This window comes from Riemerella anatipestifer, assembly GCF_035666175.1.
GTDB classification, from domain to species: domain Bacteria; phylum Bacteroidota; class Bacteroidia; order Flavobacteriales; family Weeksellaceae; genus Riemerella; species Riemerella anatipestifer_D.
Window position 1 is genome coordinate 1,375,496 of record NZ_CP142016.1, and the last position, 23,003, is coordinate 1,398,498.

Here is a 23,003-nt window from a genome sequence, read left to right on the forward strand (position 1 = left end):
TTTGCTCCTCCTGCTGGGCTCGAACCAGCGACCCTCTGATTAACAGTCAGATGCTCTAACCAACTGAGCTAAGGAGGAATGGTTTGTTGTTTTTTCGTGGTGCAAATATAGAAACTTTTTCTAATATCTTCCAAATTTATTTTTAAAATTTATTTAAAAATTTTAAAAATGTCGCTTCCAATAATGAGTAGCATCAATCCCATAAGAAAAATTACTCCTATGGTTTGAGCATTTTCAAGCACTTTTTGAGGTACAGGTTTTCCTGTGATAACTTCCCATAGAGTAAACATAACATGCCCACCATCTAAACCTGGTATAGGCAGTAAATTAAGAAATGCCAACCATACCGAAAACATAGCAGTAAACGCCCAAAATGCTTCCCAATTGATAGAGGTTGGCATCATTTTAACGATACCTATTGGTCCAGACACTTTTTTATAACCTTGTGTCTTTTGGTTGAAAATAATTTTGAACTGTTTTACTTGCATTACTAGAGCGTCTATTGTTCTTTCTTGCCCTCTAGGTATAGCTTGTAGTAAACTGTACTCCTTGTTTACTAATGTACTATTAAGTGATTTTAGTCTCTCTTCTTCGTTGGGAGTAAAGCCAATTTTTCCGTCCTTATTTACCGTAATAGTTTGCTTCAATAGATTTCCATTTCTCAGAACTTCAATTTCTGTCGTTTGATTTTTAAGGTTTTTAAGTATAGAGGCAAGATTGTCAAAATACTTTATAGGAGTATTGTTTATACCAACTATTTTGTCTCCTTTTTTAAGTTGAGCCTTTTGTGCAGGACTATTGGGTGAAATACTATCTATAACCACAGGGAATCTAGCAGAGTAGATTGCTCTAACTTCATTAGCTTTCATAACTTCTGCTACACCATCTTCATTAGTAGGAAAAGTAACCTCTTTGCCTTCTCTAAGTACGGTAATTTCATTTGATAATAGTAAGTTTATCATAGAATTTTCCATTCTTTCGGCAGGTTTTCCATCTATGGCAACTATTTTGTCTCCATTTTGCAATCCCATCTTTTGGGCAGCCTCACTTACGGCTATTCCGTCCTCAAACTTGCTATTATCGTGGTAAGTTTCTCCATTAAAAAAGCTAAGACAAGAATAAATAAACCAAGCTAAAAAGAAATTCACAGTAACACCACCTAGCATAATGATAAGCCTTTGCCAAGCAGGTTTAGAACGAAACTCCCAAGGTTGTGCTGATTTTTTAAGTTGTTCGGTATCCATACTTTCGTCTACCATACCTGCTATTTTTACATAGCCTCCGAACGGAAGCCAACCTATACCATATTCTGTTTCTCCAATTTTCTTTTTAACAACAGAAAACCAAGGGTCAAAGAAAAGATAAAACTTCTCGACTTTGGTCTTAAAATATTTAGCTGGAATAAAATGTCCTAACTCATGCAAGGTAACTAAAATTGAAATACTAAGAACAAATTGAAATATTTGGGTTAACAAATCCATGCTGTATTTTTTGTTTTAAATTCGTGCAAAGGTAATAAACTAAAATGATTTAGAATAAAAAAGAGACTACCAAAGGTAATCTCTTTCTAATGATGTTGATGGACTTACTTATAAGTTGATAGAAACTCCTAGTCCTCCGTTATTACCAATTTCGGCAAAAACTCCTAAATTTTTATTGAAGAAATATCTTGCATCAATGTGTGCTCCTAGCCCAAAACCATGTCCTAATACGCCTATATCTAAGCCAGGGTAAATATCTAATTGGTCTGGAAGATTAAGGGCGTCTTGCAAATGATAATTTGCTCTACCGAATAAGAAAAAACCATTGTCTTTTTTGTTGTTGAAATAGAAATGAGCACCAGCTCCTAAAGAGATAGCATTTGTAACTCCGTAGTCATAAGTACCAGATAGCCCTGAGCCATAGCCCCAAGCGGAAAGTCCTATTTGAAGTTTTTGGTCTCCTTTTCCATTCCAAGCCTGTGCAAACGAAAACTGAGCTAGCACAACTGTCATTAAAATTAAAATTGTTTTTTTCATAGGAATCTATTTTTAGTTTAAATTAGCCTCAAAAATAAAGATATATTTCTTTACAGTAACGCCATTTTTTCAATTTAATTATGAATGATTTTAAAATTACAGCTTTAAACTTTGATATTCAGTGGAAATCACCATTAGACAATTTCAGCAAAATAGAAGATAGTCTTAAGGGTGCAAATGCCAACTTATTTCTCCTTCCAGAAATGTTTTCTACAGGATTTTATATGAAACCAGAAGAAATTGCAGATGAGCAAGAAAAAACACTACAGTGGATGAAAGTTTTAGCTAAAAATAAGAATGCTGCCATTGGAGGTAGCATTTCCGTGAAAGAAGGCAATAATTACTATAATAGATTTTATTTTGTGAAACCTTGTGGAGATTATCATTTTTATGATAAAAGGCATCTTTTCTCATACTCTGGGGAGGATAAGGTTTACTCTAAAGGTAATGATAGAGTGATTGTGGAATATGAGGGAATAAAATTTCTACTGCAAATCTGTTACGATTTACGCTTTCCTGTATTTAGTAGGAATAAAGGAGATTACGATGTGGCTTTATATGTGGCTAATTGGCCTATCCAAAGAATAGATGCGTGGAATACTTTGTTAAAAGCTAGGGCAATTGAAAATCAAGCTTATGTATTTGGTGTTAATAGGATAGGTATAGATGGCAATGGCTTAGAATACCCTGAAAGTACCCATTGCTTTTTTCCTGATGGAAGTGAAGTCTCCTGTAAAAAAGGAGATTTAGTAGAAGTTGTTTTAAATATGGAACGTCTGAAGAACTTTAGAAAGAAATTTCCTTTTTTAGGAGATACTGATAACTTTGAAGTCAATCTCTAAAAGGAAAAATCTCTTAAACTATAAAACTAGTTTAAGAGATTTAAAAAAGTTAAAAAATGATATTATCTGCCTTCTGCCAGTCGTATCGCTTCTTTAGCAACTTTCTCTTGTATGCCCATATCTAGGTGGCTTGTAAAGCCTACACACGAACAATTAATTTCACCTAAAACATACTTATCGCTACCGTCTGGATGATAGTCTAGCATAAAATCTGCCGTCCAAATGAGAGGTGTGTTTTTCTCTTCTAATATCTCTTTTACTTTTGGAAGTTGAGAAAGGAAAATATCCATCAGTGGCTTCCAATCTTCGGGGCTATCGTAGCGATATTGTGCCCCAGAAAACAAAGTCGCGGAGAAAGCATCTTCTGTATTGGCTGGTTTTTTGTGTACCACAAAAACAGGTTCTTCGCCTACCATTAGAATCCTAATTTCGCCTTCTTTAATCCTAGGCATAAATCTCATATCTACTAGCATACCGTTTTCCCCAGTAATATACCTCTCACAAAAATCCATAAACTCTTCTAGCGTTTTGTATTCCACGTGATTGTCCACAGCTTCAGTTAATTTGAGTGGCGTATCTAGAGGGAGTTCATCTCCTGCTTGGTAAGAAATATTGCCGTCCACCTGCACTCTCCAAATACCTTCCCCAGTGCTTCCTCGGTTTTGTTTTAGAACTCTTTCACCATGCGAGATACTTCTTGGGAAATGCTTTCTAAATTCTTCTATGGTATAGTAAGCGAAAGTATCTGTAGGTACAAGGCTAGTATTTGCTAATTTTACAAGAGCATCTTTTGCCCCGAATTTTATCATAGATTTAGGCTCGCTCATTCCTACAAGACCATACTCTGAAAGTTTTGATAGAATAGAAAAATATATCTTTTCATTGTCAGGCAACGAGCCTGGATTTACTCTACTAATATAAGCGTCGAAGTTGTCTTTTACATAATTAAAGATTTCTTCAGCTTTATCATTTTCAAACTTTACTACTTCAGCATTCCAGCCTAAATCTTTAATGGAATTTAAGATAGGTAGAGTGTCCTTTCTGTGTCCGTCTGCACCTTTGTCACTACCTCCAACAGATTCAAAAATTACAATTTTCTTATGTTTCATAATCAAATAAAATTAACCTATCAAAGGTAAGGATAAACTACTTTAAAAACTATGATGTTTGTCAATATTTACATTTTTGTAATATGATATTAAATAAGTGTTTTTAGTTATGAATTCATGGTGATATCAGTTCTTAATTATTAGTTATATTTGTGAAATGAAATTTAAACTCCATTCTGAATTTAAACCTACTGGAGACCAGCCACAAGCGATTGATAAGTTGATTTCAGGGATAGAACAAGGTCAACCCTACCAAACTCTACTAGGAGTTACAGGCTCTGGTAAAACTTTTACTATTGCTAATGTGGTAAACCGTATTCAAAGACCTACTATTGTTCTCGCTCATAACAAAACTTTGGCGGCGCAGTTATTTATGGAGTTTAAGGAATTTTTTCCTGAAAATGCGGTAGAGTATTTCGTATCTTATTACGATTATTACCAACCCGAAGCATACATTGCTAGTACAGGAACTTACATAGAAAAAGACCTTAGTATAAATGAAGAGGTAGAGAAATTAAGGCTTTCTGCTACGACAAGCCTTCTTTCAGGGAGGCGAGATGTGCTTATAGTAGCTTCGGTGTCATGCATTTATGGTATTGGTAACCCAACGGAGTTTAATAAATCTCTTATAGAATTGGAGCTTCAATCTAAAATTTCTAGAACAGATTTGCTCCACAAGCTAGTTAGTGCACTTTACTCTAGGGCGGTTAATGAATTTGTGAGAGGGAGTTTTAGGGTTAAAGGAGATGTGGTAGATGTTTTTCCCGCTTATGCTGATAATGCGATTAGGATAAGGTTTTTTGGTAACGAAATTGATAAAATCCAAAGCTTTGACCCTATTTCAGGAAATATAATGGGTGATTTTGATAAAATTAATATTTACCCTGCTAATCTATTCGTTACCTCAAAAGAAACTATGAATAGTGCTATTAGAGAAATCCAAGATGACCTTGTAAAGCAAGTGGATTTTTTTAATGAAATAGGAAAAAACCTAGAAGCTAAGCGTTTGAAAGAGCGAACGGAATTGGATTTGGAAATGATAAAAGAGCTGGGTTATTGTTCTGGTATAGAGAATTATTCTAGGTATATGGATGGTAGAAAACCTGGTTCTCGTCCGTTTTGTTTATTAGACTATTTTCCTAAAGATTACCTAATGGTGATAGACGAGAGCCATGTAACCATACCTCAAGTACACGCAATGTACGGAGGCGACCGTAGCAGAAAAGAGAGCTTGGTAGAATATGGGTTTAGATTGCCCGCTGCAATGGATAACAGACCCTTAAAGTTTGAGGAGTTTGAAAAAATGCAAAACCAAGTTATCTATGTGTCTGCCACTCCAGCGGATTATGAATTGGAAAAGACTCAAGGCGAATATGTGGAGCAGATTATCCGCCCGACAGGTTTACTAGACCCAATTATAGAGGTAAGACCTACGCTTAATCAGATAGATGATTTGATGGAGGAAATCCAAAAAAGAGCGGAGGAAGACGAGAGAGTCTTGGTAACCACCCTCACAAAAAAAATGGCAGAAGAACTCACTAAATATTTCACCAAATTTGGCATACGAACTAGATATATTCATTCTGATGTGGATACGCTAGAACGTATACAGATAATGCAAGATTTGCGTACAGGGCTTTTTGATGTGCTTGTGGGAGTTAATCTACTTAGAGAAGGTTTAGATTTACCAGAGGTATCTTTGGTGGCTATCTTAGATGCAGATAAAGAGGGTATGCTTCGTTCTCGCCGTTCAATGATACAGACGGTAGGACGAGCGGCTAGAAACATCAATGGCAAAGCCATTATGTATGCAGATAAGATGACTAAATCTATGCAAGCCACCATTGATGAAACCAACTATCGTAGAGAAAAACAAATGAGCTACAACGAGGCTAACGGTCTTGTACCGCAGCCTTTAAATAAGAAAATATCCGATGTTTTGGTAGGGCATACACCTGATTTCCCGAAACAAGAATATATCCAAAAAGAAATTGTGAAGCAGGTAGCTGAAACAAAGGTTAGCTATGGTAATGCAGAGGATTTGGAGAAAATAATAGCAGAGAAACAAAAACAAATGGAGGTTGCCGCAAAACAATTAGACTTTATCTTAGCCGCAAAACTAAGAGATGAAATAAAGGCTCTAAAAGGAACACCGTAAATACTCTCAATTAAAACCATAATTGATGCTAACGCCCCAAGACCTCAATAATATCATTAAATTATCGGAGAAAACCATTCGCTTAAAAAGGAATGACTTACTTAAAGCGTCTGCTTCGGTAGATACCAACCTCTATTACATCACTAAAGGAAGCTTTAGAATATATCTGCTGAATGAAAATGGAGAACAAACAATAAGATTAGGTTACACAGGAAATTTTATTGTCGCTCTTGATTCTTTTTTGTCTCAAAAACCATCGGAATTTTTAATTCAAGCGATAAAAACTTCGGAGGTAAAGGTTATTCCTAAATCTAAAATACAAGAGTTTCTACATAAAGAAGAAAACAAAAAATTATGGATAGCCTTGCTTGAAAACCTACTTCTCCAACAGATGGAACGAGAGAAAGATATTTTAACATCATCTCCAAAAGAAAGATATTTGCGTGTTTTAAGACGAAGCTCAAGGCTTTTCCAAGAAATTCCTAACAAATATATAGCGGATTACTTAGGTATAAGTGCCGAAACTTTATCAAGGCTAAAAAAATCTTGACTTCCATCAATTTTTATTAAAGCTACGCTACAGAACTTTGCAGAAAAAAAATGCGTACAGAAGTTTTATTACAGACCTTAGAGTTGCAAATTAAAGAAGCTATAATAACAGCTGAAATTCTTAAAACTAAAGACCCAGATTACCTTACTTGGAAACCACAGGAACACTCGTGGAATATATTAGAATGTGTAGAACACCTTAACCTATATGGCGATTTTTACCTCCCCGAATTTGAATTAAAAATAAAATCCTCTCATACCATACCAGAGGCAGATTTCAAAAGTGGTTGGTTGGGAGGCTATTTTGCAAAAAGGATATTGCCAAACCCCAAAAGCAAAATGAGAACTGCAAAGAGTAAAAACCCAATCAACAAAAACCTAGATAAATCGGTTTTAGAACGATTTATTTATCAGCAAGAGCGGTTTTTAGAGTTGCTAAATTTATCTAAAAGCATCAGCTTAAGCAGAACGAAAATAAATATTTCCATTTCTAAATGGATAAAATTACGACTAGGAGATGGTTTTATGTTCTATGTCAATCATATTTTAAGACATTTATATCAGATAGAAAATATACAATCGGCTTATAATGAAAATTAAACAGTGTTTAATGTTAAACACTGTTTAATTTTTGACTGTATTTTAAGTTTAAAATACTGTTTTTAAGTATATATATACTATATGGAATTATTTTAATTTTTAAACAAATTTTATTTTATAGTTGTTGTTTAAAAAAAAGTTCTATATTTGAAAACTTTAATTAACATAATTTTATGAAAAAAATAATATTAACAACGGCAGTATTGTGCGGTATGTTAGCTCAAGCAGGAGGTTTTAGAGTTTCTTTGCAAGGGGTAAAACAGTTGGCTATGGCGCATACAAGTGCTCACGCAGAAGATGCGAGTGTGGCTTTCTTTAATCCCGCAGGTATATCCTTCATTCCGTCCAAACTAAGTGTTGTAGCAGGAGGCTTTGGTGCATTATCTAGCGTAACTTATCAGAATTTAAACACTTTAAACTCTTACACTACCGATAACCCTTTAGGAACGCCTTTCTATGCGGCGGCAGCTTATAAGGTAACAGATGATGTTTCGTTAGGGCTTAGCGTTACCACACCTTTTGGAAGCACCGTACAGTGGGGCGAAGATTGGGCAGGGAAGGAAATAGTGCAAAAAATGCAACTGAAAAGTATTTTCTTTCAGCCAATGGTTTCTGTAAAGTTAGCCAATTGGGTATCTCTAGGGGCAAGTTATATCTATGCTAAAGGTTCCGTAAACTGGGACAAAGCGGTAACTAGCGTTAATGGAACTATGAACATTAAAGATGAAAAAGCGTCAGGGCAAGGTTTCTCGTTTGGTTTTTACTTTAAACCTGATGAAAAGTGGGACGTTAGTGTAGCTTACCGTTCGCCAGTGGATATGAAAGCTAATAGCGGGAAAGTTTCGTTTAATATGCCGAAAAGTTTATATACTCTAAAGGAACTTGATGCTAATGGACAAGACAATTTTAAAGCAACATTACCTCTAGTAGATGAGTACACCATAGGAGCAACCTATAAGATTACACCTAAATGGTTAGTTTCTGCGGATTTTAATTATACAGGCTGGTCAGAGTACAGCCACCTAGCGTTAGATTTTGAAAACGCTAAACTTGGCAACCAGCCTAATGATGCCACCCTACTTGTTACACCTAAGAATTTCAAAAACACTCAAACTTGGCGTTTCGGAACCCAATATATGGTAACGGATAAAATAGCAGCCAGACTAGGTTATTACTATGATGAATCTCCCTATACAGACAAAGATTTTATCCCAGAAACCCCATCGTTTAACTCTAGTGTTGTTACAGCAGGTTTAGGATTTAAACTAAACAAAGTAGGGATAGATTTAGCAGGTGCAATGGCTTTTCCACAAGCGAGAACAGTAGCTAATGATTATTATAGTTTTTATGGACAGGCTAAGGCTAAAGCAGTATATTTTGGTTTAGGTCTATCTTACAACCCTTTTTAATTTAACAGATTTATGAAAAAAATAATGATATCCTCATTAGCGGTAGTGTCTATGTTATCCGTTATGAGTTGTAAAACAGATTTTGATACAGATGTAGCAGATATTGCTATCACAAAAGGAGAAGCCGACTTCTCAAATTATGTAGCACTAGGAAACTCTCTTACTTCTGGTTATAGAGATAGGGCATTGTATTCTAGTGGGCAATTAGAATCGTATCCAGCAATGATAGCGGCTCAAATGCAAAAAGCAGGCGGTGGAGCGTTTACTCAACCAATGATGCCTAATGATGTAGGTGGGTTTAGTAATTTACCAGATTTCCCAGGTAAATTGGTATTAAGCTTAGAGGAAGGAGCTCTAGCTCCTAAACCTTCAACTCCTACTGAGGCTTTAGATAAACTGACTGGAGCTTTTAACAATATGGGAGTTCCTGGAGCTAAGTCATTTCATTTAGTGGCAGATGGCTATGGTAGCAAGACGGCTCTAGCATTGGGAAAGGCTAACCCTTACTTTGTTAGATTTGCATCAAGTGATAATACGAGTGTACTTAAAGATGCTATGGCTCAAAAACCAACGTTCTTCTCTCTATGGATAGGAAATAACGATGCTCTTTACTATGCTGTTTCTGGTGGGGTTGGTAAAGACCAGACAGGAAACCTCAATCCTGCAACTTATGGAGCTAATGATATTACAGACCCTGATGTATTAGCTGGTTCTATCAAAGCTGTTTTAGATGGAATGAAAGCTGTAGGTGCTACTAAAGGTGTTATAGCAAACATTCCAAACGTAACTTCTATACCGTTCTTTACAACAATACCTTACAATCCTGTTCCATTAACAGCAGCTCAAGCTAGTGAGCTTAACCAAAATTTAGCAGGAGTTAATCAAGTTCTAGATGCTTATAAGCAAGGAAGAAGGTTTGTAACTCTAAAAGAGGGAGCTAATCCGCTACTAATCAAAGATGAGACTCTTAAAGATATGTCTGCTGAAATTACAGCAGCCCTGTCTAAGGCAGGGATACCTGTAGGACAAGCGACAGTAATAGGTAAAGTTTTAGGACAAGCGAGACATACAACAGCAGAAGATTTAATTCCTTTGAGTACAAGACAGGTGATAAATACTAAACCTAGTAACCCATACGCGCTAGCTCCGTTTGACAAATATGGAGTTACCTTTCCGTTGGAAGACCAACATATCTTAATTCCAAGCGAAAAACAGGCGGTTTTAACAGCTACAGCTAAGTATAATGCAAGTATAAAAGCTTTAGCGGATACTTATGGGTTAGCCTTTGTAGATGCTAATGCTAAAATGGTAGATTTAAATGGCACTTCTGGAATTCAGTTTGATGGAGTTAAATATACTACCTCTTTTCTAACAGGTGGAGCATTTTCATTAGACGGGGTACACCTTACGGGTAGAGGCTATGCGGTTATTGCTAACGAATTTATAAAAGCAATTAACGCTAAGTATAAATCCACACTTCCACAAGTGAATCCGAACAGTTATTCAGGAATTAAATTCCCATAAAATTTAAATAATTGAAAGAGTAAAAGCAGTTTAAAAATTTTAAACTGCTTTTATTTTATTTTTTTAAATTTGCAACCTCAATAAAAAAGTAAAAATGGCAAATCAGGCAAGTTATCTATTCAGTACAAGAACCAGTAAAGACTTAGCAGAGAAAATCGCAAAACATTACGGTCAAGAATTAGGGAAAATTAACTTCCAATCCTTTAGTGATGGCGAGTTCGAACCTGTTTTAGACCAATCTGTAAGAGGTGGGAGAGTGTTTTTGATAGGCTCTACTTTTCCTCCAGCAGACAATCTTTTAGAAATGCTTTTAATGATAGATGCGGCTAAAAGAGCATCAGCTAAGAGCATCACTGTGGTTATACCTTACTATGGTCTTGCGAGACAAGACAGAAAGGACAAACCAAGAGCTCCAATAGGAGCAAAGCTGGTAGCCAATTTATTAACTGCAGCGGGAGCAACAAGAATTATGACGATGGATCTTCACGCAGACCAAATACAAGGGTTCTTTGAAATTCCAGTAGATCACCTTTATGCTTCTACTATTTTTGTGGATTATATCAAATCTTTAAATTTAGATAACTTAACCATTGCTTCACCAGATATGGGAGGAGCAAAAAGAGCTAAAAACTATGCAGGGCATTTAGGTGCTGAAGTTGTGATAGCCTATAAGGAAAGAAAAAAAGCCAATGTGGTGGAGGAAATGTTCCTAATCGGTGATGTAACAGATAAGAATGTTATCTTGATAGATGATATGATAGACACAGCTGGGACGCTTTGCAAGGCTGCGGATATCCTTATAGAAAAAGGAGCGAAAAGCGTAAGAGCTATGGCTACTCATGCAGTATTTTCTGGAAAGGCTTATGAGAATATAGAAAACTCTAAAATAACAGAAGTTATTGTAACTGATACAATTCCTATCAAAAATAATTTGTCATCTAAAATAAAAGTGCTATCTTGCGCCCCATTATTTGCCGAAGTAATGCAGATGGTACACGAACATAAATCTATTAGTGATAAATTTGTCATCTAATTGATAATCAGCAAATAAAAACAATTGGAAATAAAACAATCTTAAATTTTTTATAAATGAAATCTATTACAATTCAAGGACAGAAAAGAGAAAGCGTAGGCAAAAAATCTACGAAAGCGTTACGCGATGCTGAATTAGTTCCTTGTGTTGTTTATGGAGGTAAAGAACCTTTACATTTTTCTACTGAAGAAAAATCGTTCAAAAACTTGGTTTACACTCCTGAGGCACACACGGTATCTATTGAAGTAAACGGAGAAACTATTCCAGCAGTATTGCAGGATATTCAGTTTCACCCTATTACAGACAGAATCCTTCATGTGGACTTCTATCAGTTAAGCGATGACAAACCAGTGGTTATGGAGGTGCCAGTAAGAATTACAGGTAGATCTAGAGGGGTTGTTGCAGGTGGTGTACTTAGACAATCTTTCAGAAAGCTTAAAGTAAAAGCTCTTCCTGCTAACTTACCAGACGAAATCGTTATAGATGTAACGAAACTAAGAATTGGTAACAAAACTTATGTAGGTGATATCAAATCTCCAGATTACACATTTATGCACCCAGACAATGCTGTGGTAGTAGCAGTTAAGATGTCTAGAACTGCAATGAAAGGTGGAGCTATTGCTGATGATGACGATGAAGAGGAGGAAGAAGCTGCAGCTGAATAAGATTTAACAAGAATTTATAATCATAAATCCCACTTTTAACAGGTGGGATTTTTATTTTTGTATATAGGAAAGATTATAGAATGTCAAAAGAGAGACTGATAGATTTTCTTCCATTGGGAGCTTTTAGTTATGTGGAAAAATGGTGTAATGGTTATTCTGTATTTATTAAAATAACTAAAGATAGAGTGTCTAAGTTGGGGGATTATAAAAAATTAAAAAATAAAGGTCATCAGATTACAATTAATGGAGGACTTGAGAAACCATTGTTCTTTTTTGTATTAACTCACGAAATAGCGCATCTTGTAGCATTTGAAAAATATAAAAATATAGCTCCTCACGGCAAAGAATGGAAGCAAACTTTTAGGGAACTAATATTAGAAAGCTTGGAAATTTATGATGTTGATTTTCAAAAAATATTATTAAAATTCTCTAAAAACCCTAAGGCAAGTTTTAATGCGAGTCGGGATTTAGAAATGTATTTTAAAAAGGAAAACAGAGACGGAGTTATACTTGTGGAAGATTTGGTTGGAGGACAGGTTTTTATTTTCAGAAACACTAAATTTAGAATGATTGAAAAAAAGAAAAAACGCTATCTTTGTACTCATCTGGATACAGGGAAACAGTATTTGTTCAGTCCTTTCGCAGAGATTTTAATTGATTAAATAAGAGAAATGGAATATAATAAAAATCACTATTGTGTCATTATGGCAGGGGGGATTGGGAGTCGTTTTTGGCCTCTAAGTACCCAAAGCTATCCTAAGCAATTTCAAGATATACTAGGTGTGGGTAGAACTATGATACAACAAACTTATGACCGAGTATCTAAGTTGATTTCTGCCGAAAATATTTTTGTTATTACTAATAAGGAATATGTTAGCCTAACATCGGAACAGTTACCAAATCTACCCCCGCAAAATATTATAGGAGAGCCTATGATGAAAAACACTGCTGCTTGTAATATCTATATGGCTAATATTATTGCAGAGCAAAATCCAGATGCTCAAATAATAGTTACACCTGCAGATCATCTTATTTTAAAAGAAGATAGGTTTTTAGACAAAGCTTTATTGGGGTTAAATGTTGCGGCAGAAAACGACTATCTCATCACATTAGGGATTACACCTACCCGTCCAGATACGGGATATGGCTATATTCAGTTTGTAGAAGGGAAAGGTATACCACTACTAAAAGTAAAAACCTTTACCGAAAAACCTAACCTAGAGATTGCTAAAACATTCTTGGAGGCGGGAGATTTCCTTTGGAATGCAGGGATATTTATTTGGTCTGCTAAAAGTATTATAAAAGCATTTTCTAAGCATTTGCCTGAGATGAAGCATCTTTTTGATGAATGTGATTATGATGCTAATGAAACTGAGCCTAATTGTATAGAAAAAATATATCCAAAGGCAGAGAAAATATCTATTGATAATGGGATTATGGAGAAGGCAGATAATGTCTATGTGATTCCTGCTGACCTTGGTTGGAGCGATTTAGGAACTTGGAACTCTGTCTACGACAATGCAGAAAAAAATGACGAACAAAATTCTACCAATTCCAAATATATTTTAACCTACAACTCTAAAGGCAATGTGATAAGGTTAAAAGAAAGTAATAAATTAGCAATTATAGACGGATTGCAGGATTATATAGTGGTAGATACAGAAAAAGTACTCCTTATTTGTCCTAGAGAAAATGACCAAAAAATAAAAGATTTTGTTTTAGATTTAAAAAACATCAAAAACGGAGAAGATTTTATGTAATCTTTAAAGAAAAACACTTAAATTTAGTCCAAAATCTGTATAGATGTTGGTAAAAGTTTATGGTAGTGCAATACATGGTGTTTCAGCACAAACTATCACAATAGAAGTTAATGTAGATCAAGGAGTCGGTTACAATTTGGTAGGGTTGCCAGACAATGCTATTAAAGAAAGTAGTCATAGAATTTCCGCTGCACTTAAAAATGTAGGCTATAAATTGCCCGGAAAAAAAATCACCATAAATATGGCTCCTGCTGACCTTAGAAAAGAAGGTTCCGCTTACGATTTGAGTATTGCGTTAGGGATTTTAGTTGCATCTGGTCAGATTATAGCTCCAGAGATAGAACGGTATCTTATCATGGGAGAACTCTCATTAGATGGAGGTTTACAACCGATTAAAGGCGTATTACCCATTGCAATAAAAGCAAGAGAAGAAGGTTTTAAAGGAATTATTTTACCGAAACAAAACACAAGAGAGGCTGCTATTGTAAACGATTTGGAAGTTTATGGTGTAGAAAACATCAAAGAAGTAATAGATTTTTTTAATGAGAACTATCCTTTAGAACCAACTAAAATCAATACACGAGAGGAGTTTCATAAAAAAGTAAATCTTTTTCCGTTTGACTTTTCGGAAGTTAAAGGTCAAGAGACCGCTAAAAGAGCAATGGAAGTTGCGGCGGCAGGAGGACATAATATTATTCTCATTGGTCCACCAGGAAGTGGTAAAACAATGCTAGCAAAACGAATTCCAAGTATTCTTCCTCCTTTAACATTGAAAGAAGCGTTGGAAACCACTAAAATACATTCCGTAGCAGGAAAGATGGGAGCTGAAACTTCCCTTATGACTATCAGGCCTTTTAGATCGCCACATCACACTATTTCCGATGTAGCATTAGTAGGTGGTGGCAGTTATCCTCAACCTGGGGAAATTTCTTTGGCTCACAATGGGGTGTTATTTTTAGATGAGATGCCAGAGTTTAAAAGAACCGTTCTAGAAGTTATGAGACAGCCTTTGGAGGATAGAGAAGTTACTATTTCTAGAGCTAAATTTACAGTAAACTATCCTGCTAGTTTTATGCTCGTGGCATCTATGAATCCTAGTCCTAGCGGATTTTTTCCTGATGACCCTAATAATACCTCTTCTTCTTTTGAGATGCAACGCTATCTTAATAAACTTTCAGGACCTCTCTTGGATAGAATAGACATTCATATAGAAGTTCAAAAAGTAGAATTTGACCAACTATCCGACAAAAGAAAAGGAGAATCTAGTGAGATTATTAGAAAAAGAGTTCTAAAGGCAAGAGAAATACAGCAAGAACGCTATCAAGATTTATCTATTAGCTACAATGCACAGATGGGACCTAAAGAAATAGAGCATTTTTGCGAATTAGATGAGGTATCGCTACTTTTAATCAAAAATGCTATGGAAAAACTAAATCTTTCTGCAAGGGCTTATGACCGTATTTTGAAAGTATCTAGAACTATAGCAGATTTGGAAGGAGAAGCCAATATACAAAGCCATCACATTGCGGAAGCTATACAATATAGAAGTTTAGATAGAGATTTTTGGAAAGTTTAAAATAGCTTTCTTTGTTAAAAAATCTTAAATATCATATTTTTTATATACATTTGTCCTCTCAAAATAGACATTTATAGGGATAACTTTACATTTTTTAATCGTTTAACAATTAGTAATAATCAACGGTCTTCCAAGTAAGGAATGGTTTTACTTTGGTTTAAATTAAAGGTAAAGTTATGGAAATAATTACGGATAGTCTGCTCATACAAGAGTATCAAAATGGCAATGAACTAGCCCTGGAAAGGCTTATAGAAAGAAATCAATCTGACCTTTTTAACTTTATTTTTTACAAGGTGCTAGATGAAAATTTAGCAAATGATATTTTCCAAGATACCTTTATGAAAATTATCATCAAGTTGAAAAAAGGAGAGTATAAAGATGAGGGCAAATTTGTACTTTGGGCAAAGCGTATTGCTCACAATCTAATTATAGACCATTACCGATTGTTATCTAAGCACAAAAAAGTTTCAGAAACCTCATATTCAGATGAGGAATTTTCTATTTTTGACCATATTAGCGAACCTACGGAAAATATAGAGGATTATTTAATTTCTCTTCAGATAAATGAAGACCTTATGAAAATGATACAACTCTTACCAGATAACCAAAAGGAAGTGGTAAAACTCCGTTTTTTTGATGGACTTAGTTTTAAGGAAATTGCAGAGCATACGGATTGTAGCATCAATACCACTTTAGGCAGAGTAAGGTACGCTGTGATGAACCTTAGAAAAATAATGGAAGAAAATCAAATAATTTTAACAAGATAAATACTAAAGGTTTGAGCTTTTCGTTCTATGGTAAAATATATGTGCCTATGAAAAAAGTTTATCCTAGTGTAGTAAAGGTAAAATTGCCAAAATCTTCTACGATAAAATTTTTATTAGATTTTTCCAAATCCTTATCGGTGCTTTCTTCCAAGAAAAGAGTTTATGTACTTCCGAAAAATTAACTAATTTTGTGCCTTATGAAAATAAGGCACATTTTTTTTGATTTAGACAACACACTTTGGGATCATCGTAAAAATGCGAGACTCACGCTCCAAAAACTTTTTAATAAATATTTGATTGAGGATAAAATCGGAGTAGATTTTGAAACCTTTCACGAGGTGTATCATACCATTAACGAAGAGCTTTGGGCTAAAATTAGAGACGGAATTATAGATAAAGAAACTTTAAGAAAACATCGTTTTTATGATGTGTTTCTTCATTTTGGATTAGATGATTTTGAACTATCTCAAACCTTTGAAAATCTTTTTCTAGATGAGATTATAGAATACAACGAGCTGGTGGAGGATAGCATTTTTATTTTAGATTATTTAAAAAACAAAGGCTATACTCTTCATATTTTGTCTAATGGTTTTCAAGAGGTTACTCATAGAAAGTTAGATGGAAGTGGCATTGCTCATTACTTTGATACGGTAACAAGCGCAGACGAAATAGGACTAAGAAAACCTCATCCTGAGATTTTTCAACTCGCTTTAGATAAAGCGAAAGCAACGGTGGAGGAGTCTTATTTTATAGGAGATGATTGGATTGCAGACGCTTTGGGTGCTAGAGATTTTGGTTTGAAAGTTTTATTTTTTGATGTCTTCAACGAAGGTTTTGAGGAGCAAGGCGTTATCAATATTAAATCTTTAGTGGAGGTAGAGCGTTATCTTTAGAGAATGCAGAGCCATAAGGAGTGGTAAAAAATCCTTACTTTTGTAAATCCTTTCCTGATAAAGGAAGGGATATTTAATTTAAAAAATTAGAAATACTATGTCAAGAATACTTACGGGAATTCAAGCTACGGGAACGCCTCATTTAGGAAATTTGTTAGGAGCGATAATCCCAGCAATAGAGTTATCTAAAAATCCTGAAAACGAATCGTTTTTATTTATTGCCAATATGCATTCTTTAACCCAAATAAAAGATGCAGAAGTACTAAAACAAAATACTTACGAAATAGCGGCTGCGTGGTTGGCTTTCGGTCTTGACACGGAAAAAACTTATTTCTATAGACAAAGTGATATACCCGAAGTATGTGAATTGTCGTGGTATTTGTCTTGCTTTTTCCCTTATCAAAGGCTTACTTTAGCTCATTCGTTTAAAGATAAAGCAGACCGTTTGGCAGATGTAAACGCTGGACTTTTTACTTATCCCGTTCTTATGGCAGCGGATATACTTCTGTACGATGCAGAGATAGTTCCTGTAGGAAAAGACCAATTACAGCACTTAGAAATGGCAAGAGATATGGGAGCGAGGTTTAACAATCAAATGGGAGAAACTTTTGTATTACCACAAGAAGAACTGCAAGAAAATACCAAGTATGTGCCTGGTACTGATGGTAACAAAATGTCTAAATCTAGAGGAAACATCATCAATATATTTTTACCAGAGAAACAGCTTAAAAAACAGGTGATGTCTATAGAAACGGATTCTAAAACTTTAGAAGAGCCTAAAGACCCTGAAACAGATAAAGTATTCGCTTTATACGAACTAATAGCTACACCAGAACAAACAGAACAGTTAAGACAGAAATATTTAGCAGGAAATTTTGGCTACGGGCACGCTAAAACAGAGCTTCTTAATTTAATTTTAGAAACTTACTCAAAGGAGAGAGAGTTATTTAATTACTATATGACTCACCTTGATGAGCTAGAAGCTAAACTAAAAGAAGGAGCAGAAAAAACTAGAAAAGTAGCAGCAGAAACTTTAGCTAGGGTGAGAAAAAACCTAGGAATGTAGTTGTTAGGTCATTTGCTAGAGATTTTGTAATATTGAAAAAAACTAAATGCTAGAACTTATATTTTCTGCTATCGGCTTAGGGCTAATGTTAAGCTTGGTTTTTATAGGACCTATTTTTTTCCTGCTTATAGAAACTAGCTTTTCGCGTGGAGCAAGGCATGCATTAACCTTAGATATAGGAGTTATAACTGCAGATTTGGTTTGTATTTTGGTGGCCTACTTTGCGAGTGATGATTTAGTAGAAATTATAGACGAATATCCTAGTTTTTATAGAATAACGGCTTTTATTATCTTTATTTATGGGATTTTTATGATAGTCTCCAAAACTAAAATGAGGATAGAAGGCGAAAAAAAAATCATCAGTCAGAACTATTTTAAAACTTTTTTAAATGGCTTTTTACTGAATATTCTTAATATAGGTGTAGTTTTATTTTGGTTGGTTACTGTAATATCGGTGCGAAACCAATATCCTAATCCGTATAAATTTATTTTATACATTGGGATTATGATAGCCACCTACATTGGGATAGATTTAATTAAAATCCTTTTAGCAAAACAATTTCATCATAAATTGACTCAAAATCTTGCTAATAAAATACGAAGTGCTGTTGGAGTGATATTAGTTATCATTAGTGTATTTATATTTATGCAGAGCTTCAAAAAATTTAATAAGCTGGACCAAGAGTTAGAAAGAAGCGGTTATGTGAGGGATTCTCTAAAAATCAGAAAATAATTGTGTATGATAACATTTCCCAAAAAACTAAAAAAAGGAGCTAAAATAGGCATTGTTTCTCCTGCTGGAGCCGTAGAAGCCTCACAGATACAAGCAGGTATAGAACGAATACAGTCTAAAGGATATGAGCCTATTTTAAGTCCGTATTGCTTGGGGATTTTTAAGAATGGATACAATTATTCTGGGACAGAAAAAGAACGCTTATCAGACATCAATTGGGCATTTTCTAACTCGGGGCTTTCTGCAATATGGGCAACTAGAGGAGGCTATGGCTGTCAGCATCTCATTAAAAATATTAAGTTATCTGCTTTCAGAGAGAATCCTAAATGGTATATAGGTTATTCGGACAATACTGTAATCCAAAGCTATCTTCTAAAAAACGGATTTGCTAGCATACACGGGCAAACACTTAAAACCGCTTCGTTTGGGGTCTCGGAGGAAAGTTATGAGTTTATTTTTGATATTCTTGAGGGAGCACTTCCTAAATATGAAATTATACCACACGCATTTAATAAAGAAGGTGTGGCGGAAGGTATTTTAATAGGCGGAAATTTAGCCTTGGTTTATGCCTTGTTGGGAAGTCCATATTCCTTTAATTTTAAAGATAAAGTCCTTTTTATAGAAGATATAGGCGAAAACTTTTACGCTCTTGATAGAATGCTGATGGGGCTAGAACTTGCAGGGGTATTTAGAAAAATAAAAGGGCTTGTCATAGGTGGTATGACGAATATGGGCTCCGAAACCGATAATCCAAACTATGAAGACAGTTTTGATAGCTTTGCTTATGAAATTGTAAAACAAAGATTGGAGAAATATAAAATCCCTGTGATGTATCAGTTTCCTAATGGGCATATCTATCATAATTTGCCGCTTATTTTGGGGGCTTCGGTTCGCCTTGAAATTACCTCTGAAAAAGCAGAACTTTTTTATCTATAAAAAATGGCAGAGCATAATGATTTTGGAAAAGAAGCCGAAAATCAAGCCGTATTTTTCTTGGAGCAAAAGGGCTATAATATCATAGCCAGGAACTTTAGATACCTTAAAGCAGAGCTAGATATTATTGCCGAAAAAGATAATACTCTAGTGGTGCTAGAAGTTAAAGCAAGGCAGCACAATGCTTTAGTAGAGCCTCACGAAGCAGTAAACAAACGGAAAATAAAACTCATTATCTCTGCCACCAACGAATTTCTACAAAGCTATCCGAAAAATGTAGAAGTAAGATTCGATATTATTTCTATTATAAAGACACCTCAAGACGCATTTGAAATTACTCATATAGAAAATGCCTTTGAGAGTATAGATGGTTAGGTTACGAAGGCTATTTTTACCCAAAAAAAATAATTACATCTTCAATCCACCCCAAAAAACATTGGGGCAAAACAAAAATCAACTGGGGGAAACAAAAAATATCTGGGGCGATAGACCAACAAGGTAGGGCGACTTAATAATGACGCGGGGCGATACAAAAATGAGGTAGGGCGAAAGAATAATGATAATGGGCAACAAAAATTGTTGATAAAAAACAGGAAAACAACTTGGGGCGATAGAAGAATAAATGGTTTTTATCCATAAAATTGAATATAATTTAAAAAACAGAACACACATCGTTAAAATTCCTTAAAATGGTTTTGAAATCCCTCACATAGAGCTTAAATAGGTAAGGTTTTACCATTCACTCATTTAAAACTACCGTTCAGTAAGATATTTTTCTTTAGGGCAAAGGTCCGTTTTACATTTGCATCAGAAAGTTTAACAAAAAAATATCTTATTATGAAAAACAAAGTTCTAAACACAAAGAAATGGGTCGCTGTTTTAGCCGTAGTAGTTAGCACAGGTTTTGCACACGCACAAACCGATTATCAATCTCAACTACAAAAGAGCATTGTTCAGATGGAACAATCCAAAAATGCCCAAGAGTTGGCTCCCGTAACTAAAGCGTTTGCGAAAATAGCCGAAGAAAATCCTAACCAGTGGCTGCCTTACTATTATGCGAGTTACAATAGTGTAATGGAAGGGTTCAGAGGTAATTACACCGATAAAACCAAGTTAGAAACCTTAGCCAATCAAGCTGAAGAATGGATGAAAAAGGCAGAAGCCCTTTCACCTGAAAATGCAGAAATTTATATTCTTAAAGCTCGCATCAATGGATTGAGAATGATGATAAATCCACAGAAATATTATGCGACTGATGGCAAATCTTATGGCGAAAATTTAGCGAAGGCTAAAAAACTTAGCCCTGATAATCCGAGAATTACTTTGCTGAAAGCTGAAACGGTGTACTATACGCCAAAAGAACACGGTGGAAGTAAGGAACTTGGTTTAAAACTATTTGAAAAAGCCTTAAAACAGTTTGAAACTCAAGAAGCCGAGCAAAAACTATTGCCTCATTGGGGCAAGAAAGAGGCTCAGTATTTCTTATCTTTGAAATAAATATAAATATTTTGGTGAGGAAGAACTTTCCTCACCATCTTTTTCAAAATTTAGCTTATGAAAACTTTTTCCTTTAAAAATATACGCACTTTGTTTATTGTAAGCGTACTTTCTGCTCTTTTCTTCTTTCTCATTACCTCGTCTGAAAAAACAATTCGTAACTTTTTTATTAGCTGGGCAATATCGCTTGTCTATACTTTTGGCTATGGGTTATGTAATGGATTGATGAATGAACAACTTAATGAAAAGTATAATTGGAATACTCATACTAAACCTCGTCTGATAATTGGACTTATAGCAACAGTTATTCTTAATACTCTAATAACTTATTTGCTAAATTATATTTCTTTTGTTCAGTTAAGAGGAGTTCCTACAGAAGATTTTTTTAGTAAAAAATACGGTTTTATCAATTGGTTTTGGATAAATTTCGCATTGCTAATATCATCATTATATCATGTTTACTATTTTATGAAAGCCTTGCAGCAAAGCACTCAAGAGAAAATAGAAGTGCAGGAGCAATTAGCCAAAGCCTCAGAGGCACAGTTTCAAAGTTTAAAGACTCAGTTAGACCCGCATTTTCTGTTTAATTCTTTAAATGTCTTAACAGCGTTGATTGAGGAAAACCCACCGAAAGCTCAAAAATTTACGGAAGATATGTCTAAAATATACCGTTATGTTTTGGAACAAAGAGACAAAAAAACGGTGAGTGTTGCCGAAGAAATCAGCTTTGCAAAAACCTATGCCGAACTTCTTAAAACCCGTTTTGAAGACAGTGTTAATTTTAGTTTTGATATAAATCCCAACTTTGAAAATCATTTGGTAGTGCCATTATCTTTACAATTACTGCTAGAGAATGTGATTAAACATAACTTTGCTACCATTCAAAAACCGTTGAATATTAAGGTTTATACCACCTCGTATTATTTGATGGTAGAAAATAATTTACAAGCAAGAGAGATGCCTGCAGGTAGTACAGGAGTTGGATTAAAGAACATTCAGCAACGCTACGCCTTACTCACTCATAAGGAAGTGAATATTATTAAAAATGAAAATATTTTTCGTGTAGAAATCCCTTTGATATAATATAAAAAATGAAAGCAATTATTATAGAAGACGAACAACTTGCTGCAAGAAAGCTAAAACGAATGTTAGAGAAGTTTCCAGAGATAGAAGTGGTAGCAACTTTATCTTCGGTAGAGGAAGGCGTTGATTATTTTAAAACACAACCACACCCCGACCTTATTTTTTCGGATATTATGTTAGGTGATGGGCTGTCTTTTGATATTTTTGAACAAGTGCCTACCAAAAGTTTCATTATTTATACTACGGCGTTTGACCAATATACTTTAAAGGCGTTTAAACTTAACTCTATTGATTATTTACTAAAGCCTTTTTCACAAGAGGATTTAGAACAGGCGATAGAGAAGTTTCATTCTTTTCTTCCAAAAGAACAAGGCTACGAACAGCTAAATTTTAAAGAACTTATCCAAAAGGAAACACCTAAACTCACAAGAGTTGTAGCTAAAGTAGGATATAATTTAAAGGTATTGAGTATAGAAAATATTAGTTGTTTTTACAGCGAAAACAAAATCGTTTATGCTCAAACCGAGAACAGAGCTTATCCTACGGAATTTACTTTAGATGAGTTAGAAAAACTGTTAGATTTAAAGAAATTTTTCAGGGTTAGTAGACAATTTATTATCAATTTAGAGCATATTAAAAATATTCACACTTCCCCATATTACAAAGTGGAACTCAATCACCCGTTCGAGCAAGAAATTACAATAAGCAGAGAGCGAGTAAAACACTTTAAATCTTGGCTGGAAGGAGGATTTTAATCGTTTAGTAAAGTTATAATAGATGACTATAAA

24 protein-coding genes and 1 tRNA gene are annotated in these 23,003 nt (G+C 34.8%); 21 read left to right on the forward strand and 4 right to left on the reverse strand.

Annotation, left to right across the window (positions count from 1 at the left end):
- Positions 1-4: 4 nt before the first annotated feature.
- The 3 genes from VIX88_RS06840 to VIX88_RS06850 all read right to left on the reverse strand — a co-directional run bounded on the left by VIX88_RS06840 (position 5) and on the right by VIX88_RS06850 (position 2,018).
- A tRNA-Asn gene (locus tag VIX88_RS06840) sits at positions 5-78 on the reverse strand.
- Positions 79-149: 71 nt separating this feature from the next.
- The gene (rseP, locus tag VIX88_RS06845; protein WP_064969822.1) at positions 150-1,481 is read right to left on the reverse strand and encodes an RIP metalloprotease RseP; all 1,332 of its coding nucleotides are present in this window, start codon (positions 1,479-1,481) and stop codon (positions 150-152) included.
- Positions 1,482-1,589: 108 nt separating this feature from the next.
- Complete coding sequence (locus VIX88_RS06850; RefSeq protein WP_214193699.1) at positions 1,590-2,018, reverse strand: DUF6646 family protein; 429 nt, start codon at positions 2,016-2,018, stop codon at positions 1,590-1,592.
- Positions 2,019-2,098: 80 nt separating this feature from the next.
- On the opposite strand from VIX88_RS06850, the gene VIX88_RS06855 reads away from it, so the two are divergent.
- The gene (locus VIX88_RS06855) at positions 2,099-2,860 is read left to right on the forward strand and encodes an amidohydrolase (RefSeq protein ID WP_064969826.1); all 762 of its coding nucleotides are present in this window, start codon (positions 2,099-2,101) and stop codon (positions 2,858-2,860) included.
- Positions 2,861-2,922: 62 nt separating this feature from the next.
- On the opposite strand, the gene VIX88_RS06860 is transcribed toward VIX88_RS06855, so the two are convergent.
- Positions 2,923-3,969, reverse strand: coding sequence for a Cj0069 family protein (locus tag VIX88_RS06860; protein WP_064969828.1), 1,047 nt, complete (start codon positions 3,967-3,969; stop codon positions 2,923-2,925).
- A 157-nt stretch (positions 3,970-4,126) separates the two neighbouring features.
- On the opposite strand from VIX88_RS06860, the gene uvrB reads away from it, so the two are divergent.
- From uvrB to VIX88_RS06960, 20 genes are all read left to right on the forward strand, one after another.
- Entirely contained in the window at positions 4,127-6,127 is a 2,001-nt protein-coding gene (uvrB, locus tag VIX88_RS06865; protein ID WP_064969830.1) for an excinuclease ABC subunit UvrB, read from the forward strand.
- Between the two features lie 25 nt (positions 6,128-6,152).
- Complete coding sequence (locus VIX88_RS06870; protein WP_064969832.1) at positions 6,153-6,677, forward strand: Crp/Fnr family transcriptional regulator; 525 nt, start codon at positions 6,153-6,155, stop codon at positions 6,675-6,677.
- Between the two features lie 50 nt (positions 6,678-6,727).
- Positions 6,728-7,276, forward strand: a complete 549-nt coding sequence (locus tag VIX88_RS06875; RefSeq protein WP_064969834.1) for a DinB family protein — start codon at positions 6,728-6,730, stop codon at positions 7,274-7,276.
- Positions 7,277-7,449: 173 nt separating this feature from the next.
- Positions 7,450-8,685 carry an OmpP1/FadL family transporter gene (locus VIX88_RS06880; protein WP_064969836.1) on the forward strand — a complete coding sequence of 412 codons (1,236 nt, stop codon included), beginning with the start codon at positions 7,450-7,452 and terminating at the stop codon, positions 8,683-8,685.
- Positions 8,686-8,697: 12 nt separating this feature from the next.
- The gene (locus VIX88_RS06885) at positions 8,698-10,209 is read left to right on the forward strand and encodes a G-D-S-L family lipolytic protein (protein WP_064969839.1); all 1,512 of its coding nucleotides are present in this window, start codon (positions 8,698-8,700) and stop codon (positions 10,207-10,209) included.
- A 94-nt stretch (positions 10,210-10,303) separates the two neighbouring features.
- The gene (locus tag VIX88_RS06890; RefSeq protein WP_064969841.1) at positions 10,304-11,242 is read left to right on the forward strand and encodes a ribose-phosphate pyrophosphokinase; all 939 of its coding nucleotides are present in this window, start codon (positions 10,304-10,306) and stop codon (positions 11,240-11,242) included.
- Between the two features lie 56 nt (positions 11,243-11,298).
- The gene (locus VIX88_RS06895; protein ID WP_004916215.1) at positions 11,299-11,907 is read left to right on the forward strand and encodes a 50S ribosomal protein L25/general stress protein Ctc; all 609 of its coding nucleotides are present in this window, start codon (positions 11,299-11,301) and stop codon (positions 11,905-11,907) included.
- An 80-nt stretch (positions 11,908-11,987) separates the two neighbouring features.
- Positions 11,988-12,569 (forward strand): SprT-like domain-containing protein, encoded by a 582-nt coding sequence (locus VIX88_RS06900; protein ID WP_064969843.1) that lies wholly within the window; start codon positions 11,988-11,990, stop codon positions 12,567-12,569.
- A 9-nt stretch (positions 12,570-12,578) separates the two neighbouring features.
- A complete protein-coding gene (locus tag VIX88_RS06905) occupies positions 12,579-13,667 on the forward strand; it encodes a mannose-1-phosphate guanylyltransferase (RefSeq protein WP_064969845.1) in 1,089 nt (362 codons plus the stop codon).
- 43 nt (positions 13,668-13,710) lie between these two features.
- Positions 13,711-15,243, forward strand: a complete 1,533-nt coding sequence (locus tag VIX88_RS06910) for a YifB family Mg chelatase-like AAA ATPase (RefSeq protein WP_154212670.1) — start codon at positions 13,711-13,713, stop codon at positions 15,241-15,243.
- A gap of 176 nt (positions 15,244-15,419) precedes the next feature.
- Complete coding sequence (locus VIX88_RS06915; RefSeq protein ID WP_052911483.1) at positions 15,420-16,010, forward strand: RNA polymerase sigma factor; 591 nt, start codon at positions 15,420-15,422, stop codon at positions 16,008-16,010.
- A 47-nt stretch (positions 16,011-16,057) separates the two neighbouring features.
- Complete coding sequence (locus tag VIX88_RS06920; RefSeq protein ID WP_014937646.1) at positions 16,058-16,192, forward strand: hypothetical protein; 135 nt, start codon at positions 16,058-16,060, stop codon at positions 16,190-16,192.
- Positions 16,193-16,207: 15 nt separating this feature from the next.
- The gene (locus VIX88_RS06925; RefSeq protein WP_079207336.1) at positions 16,208-16,903 is read left to right on the forward strand and encodes an HAD family hydrolase; all 696 of its coding nucleotides are present in this window, start codon (positions 16,208-16,210) and stop codon (positions 16,901-16,903) included.
- Between the two features lie 97 nt (positions 16,904-17,000).
- The gene (trpS, locus tag VIX88_RS06930; RefSeq protein WP_014937644.1) at positions 17,001-17,969 is read left to right on the forward strand and encodes a tryptophan--tRNA ligase; all 969 of its coding nucleotides are present in this window, start codon (positions 17,001-17,003) and stop codon (positions 17,967-17,969) included.
- A gap of 46 nt (positions 17,970-18,015) precedes the next feature.
- Positions 18,016-18,702 (forward strand): LysE family translocator, encoded by a 687-nt coding sequence (locus VIX88_RS06935; RefSeq protein WP_064971163.1) that lies wholly within the window; start codon positions 18,016-18,018, stop codon positions 18,700-18,702.
- 6 nt (positions 18,703-18,708) lie between these two features.
- Entirely contained in the window at positions 18,709-19,638 is a 930-nt protein-coding gene (locus VIX88_RS06940) for a S66 peptidase family protein (RefSeq protein WP_064971162.1), read from the forward strand.
- 3 nt (positions 19,639-19,641) lie between these two features.
- Positions 19,642-20,010, forward strand: a complete 369-nt coding sequence (locus tag VIX88_RS06945; RefSeq protein WP_154469051.1) for a YraN family protein — start codon at positions 19,642-19,644, stop codon at positions 20,008-20,010.
- A 462-nt stretch (positions 20,011-20,472) separates the two neighbouring features.
- Positions 20,473-21,132, forward strand: a complete 660-nt coding sequence (locus VIX88_RS06950) for a hypothetical protein (RefSeq protein ID WP_154469052.1) — start codon at positions 20,473-20,475, stop codon at positions 21,130-21,132.
- Between the two features lie 57 nt (positions 21,133-21,189).
- The gene (locus tag VIX88_RS06955) at positions 21,190-22,215 is read left to right on the forward strand and encodes a sensor histidine kinase (RefSeq protein WP_154469053.1); all 1,026 of its coding nucleotides are present in this window, start codon (positions 21,190-21,192) and stop codon (positions 22,213-22,215) included.
- Positions 22,216-22,223: 8 nt separating this feature from the next.
- Positions 22,224-22,970 carry a LytR/AlgR family response regulator transcription factor gene (locus tag VIX88_RS06960; RefSeq protein WP_214193702.1) on the forward strand — a complete coding sequence of 249 codons (747 nt, stop codon included), beginning with the start codon at positions 22,224-22,226 and terminating at the stop codon, positions 22,968-22,970.
- The last annotated feature ends 33 nt before the right edge of the window (positions 22,971-23,003 follow it).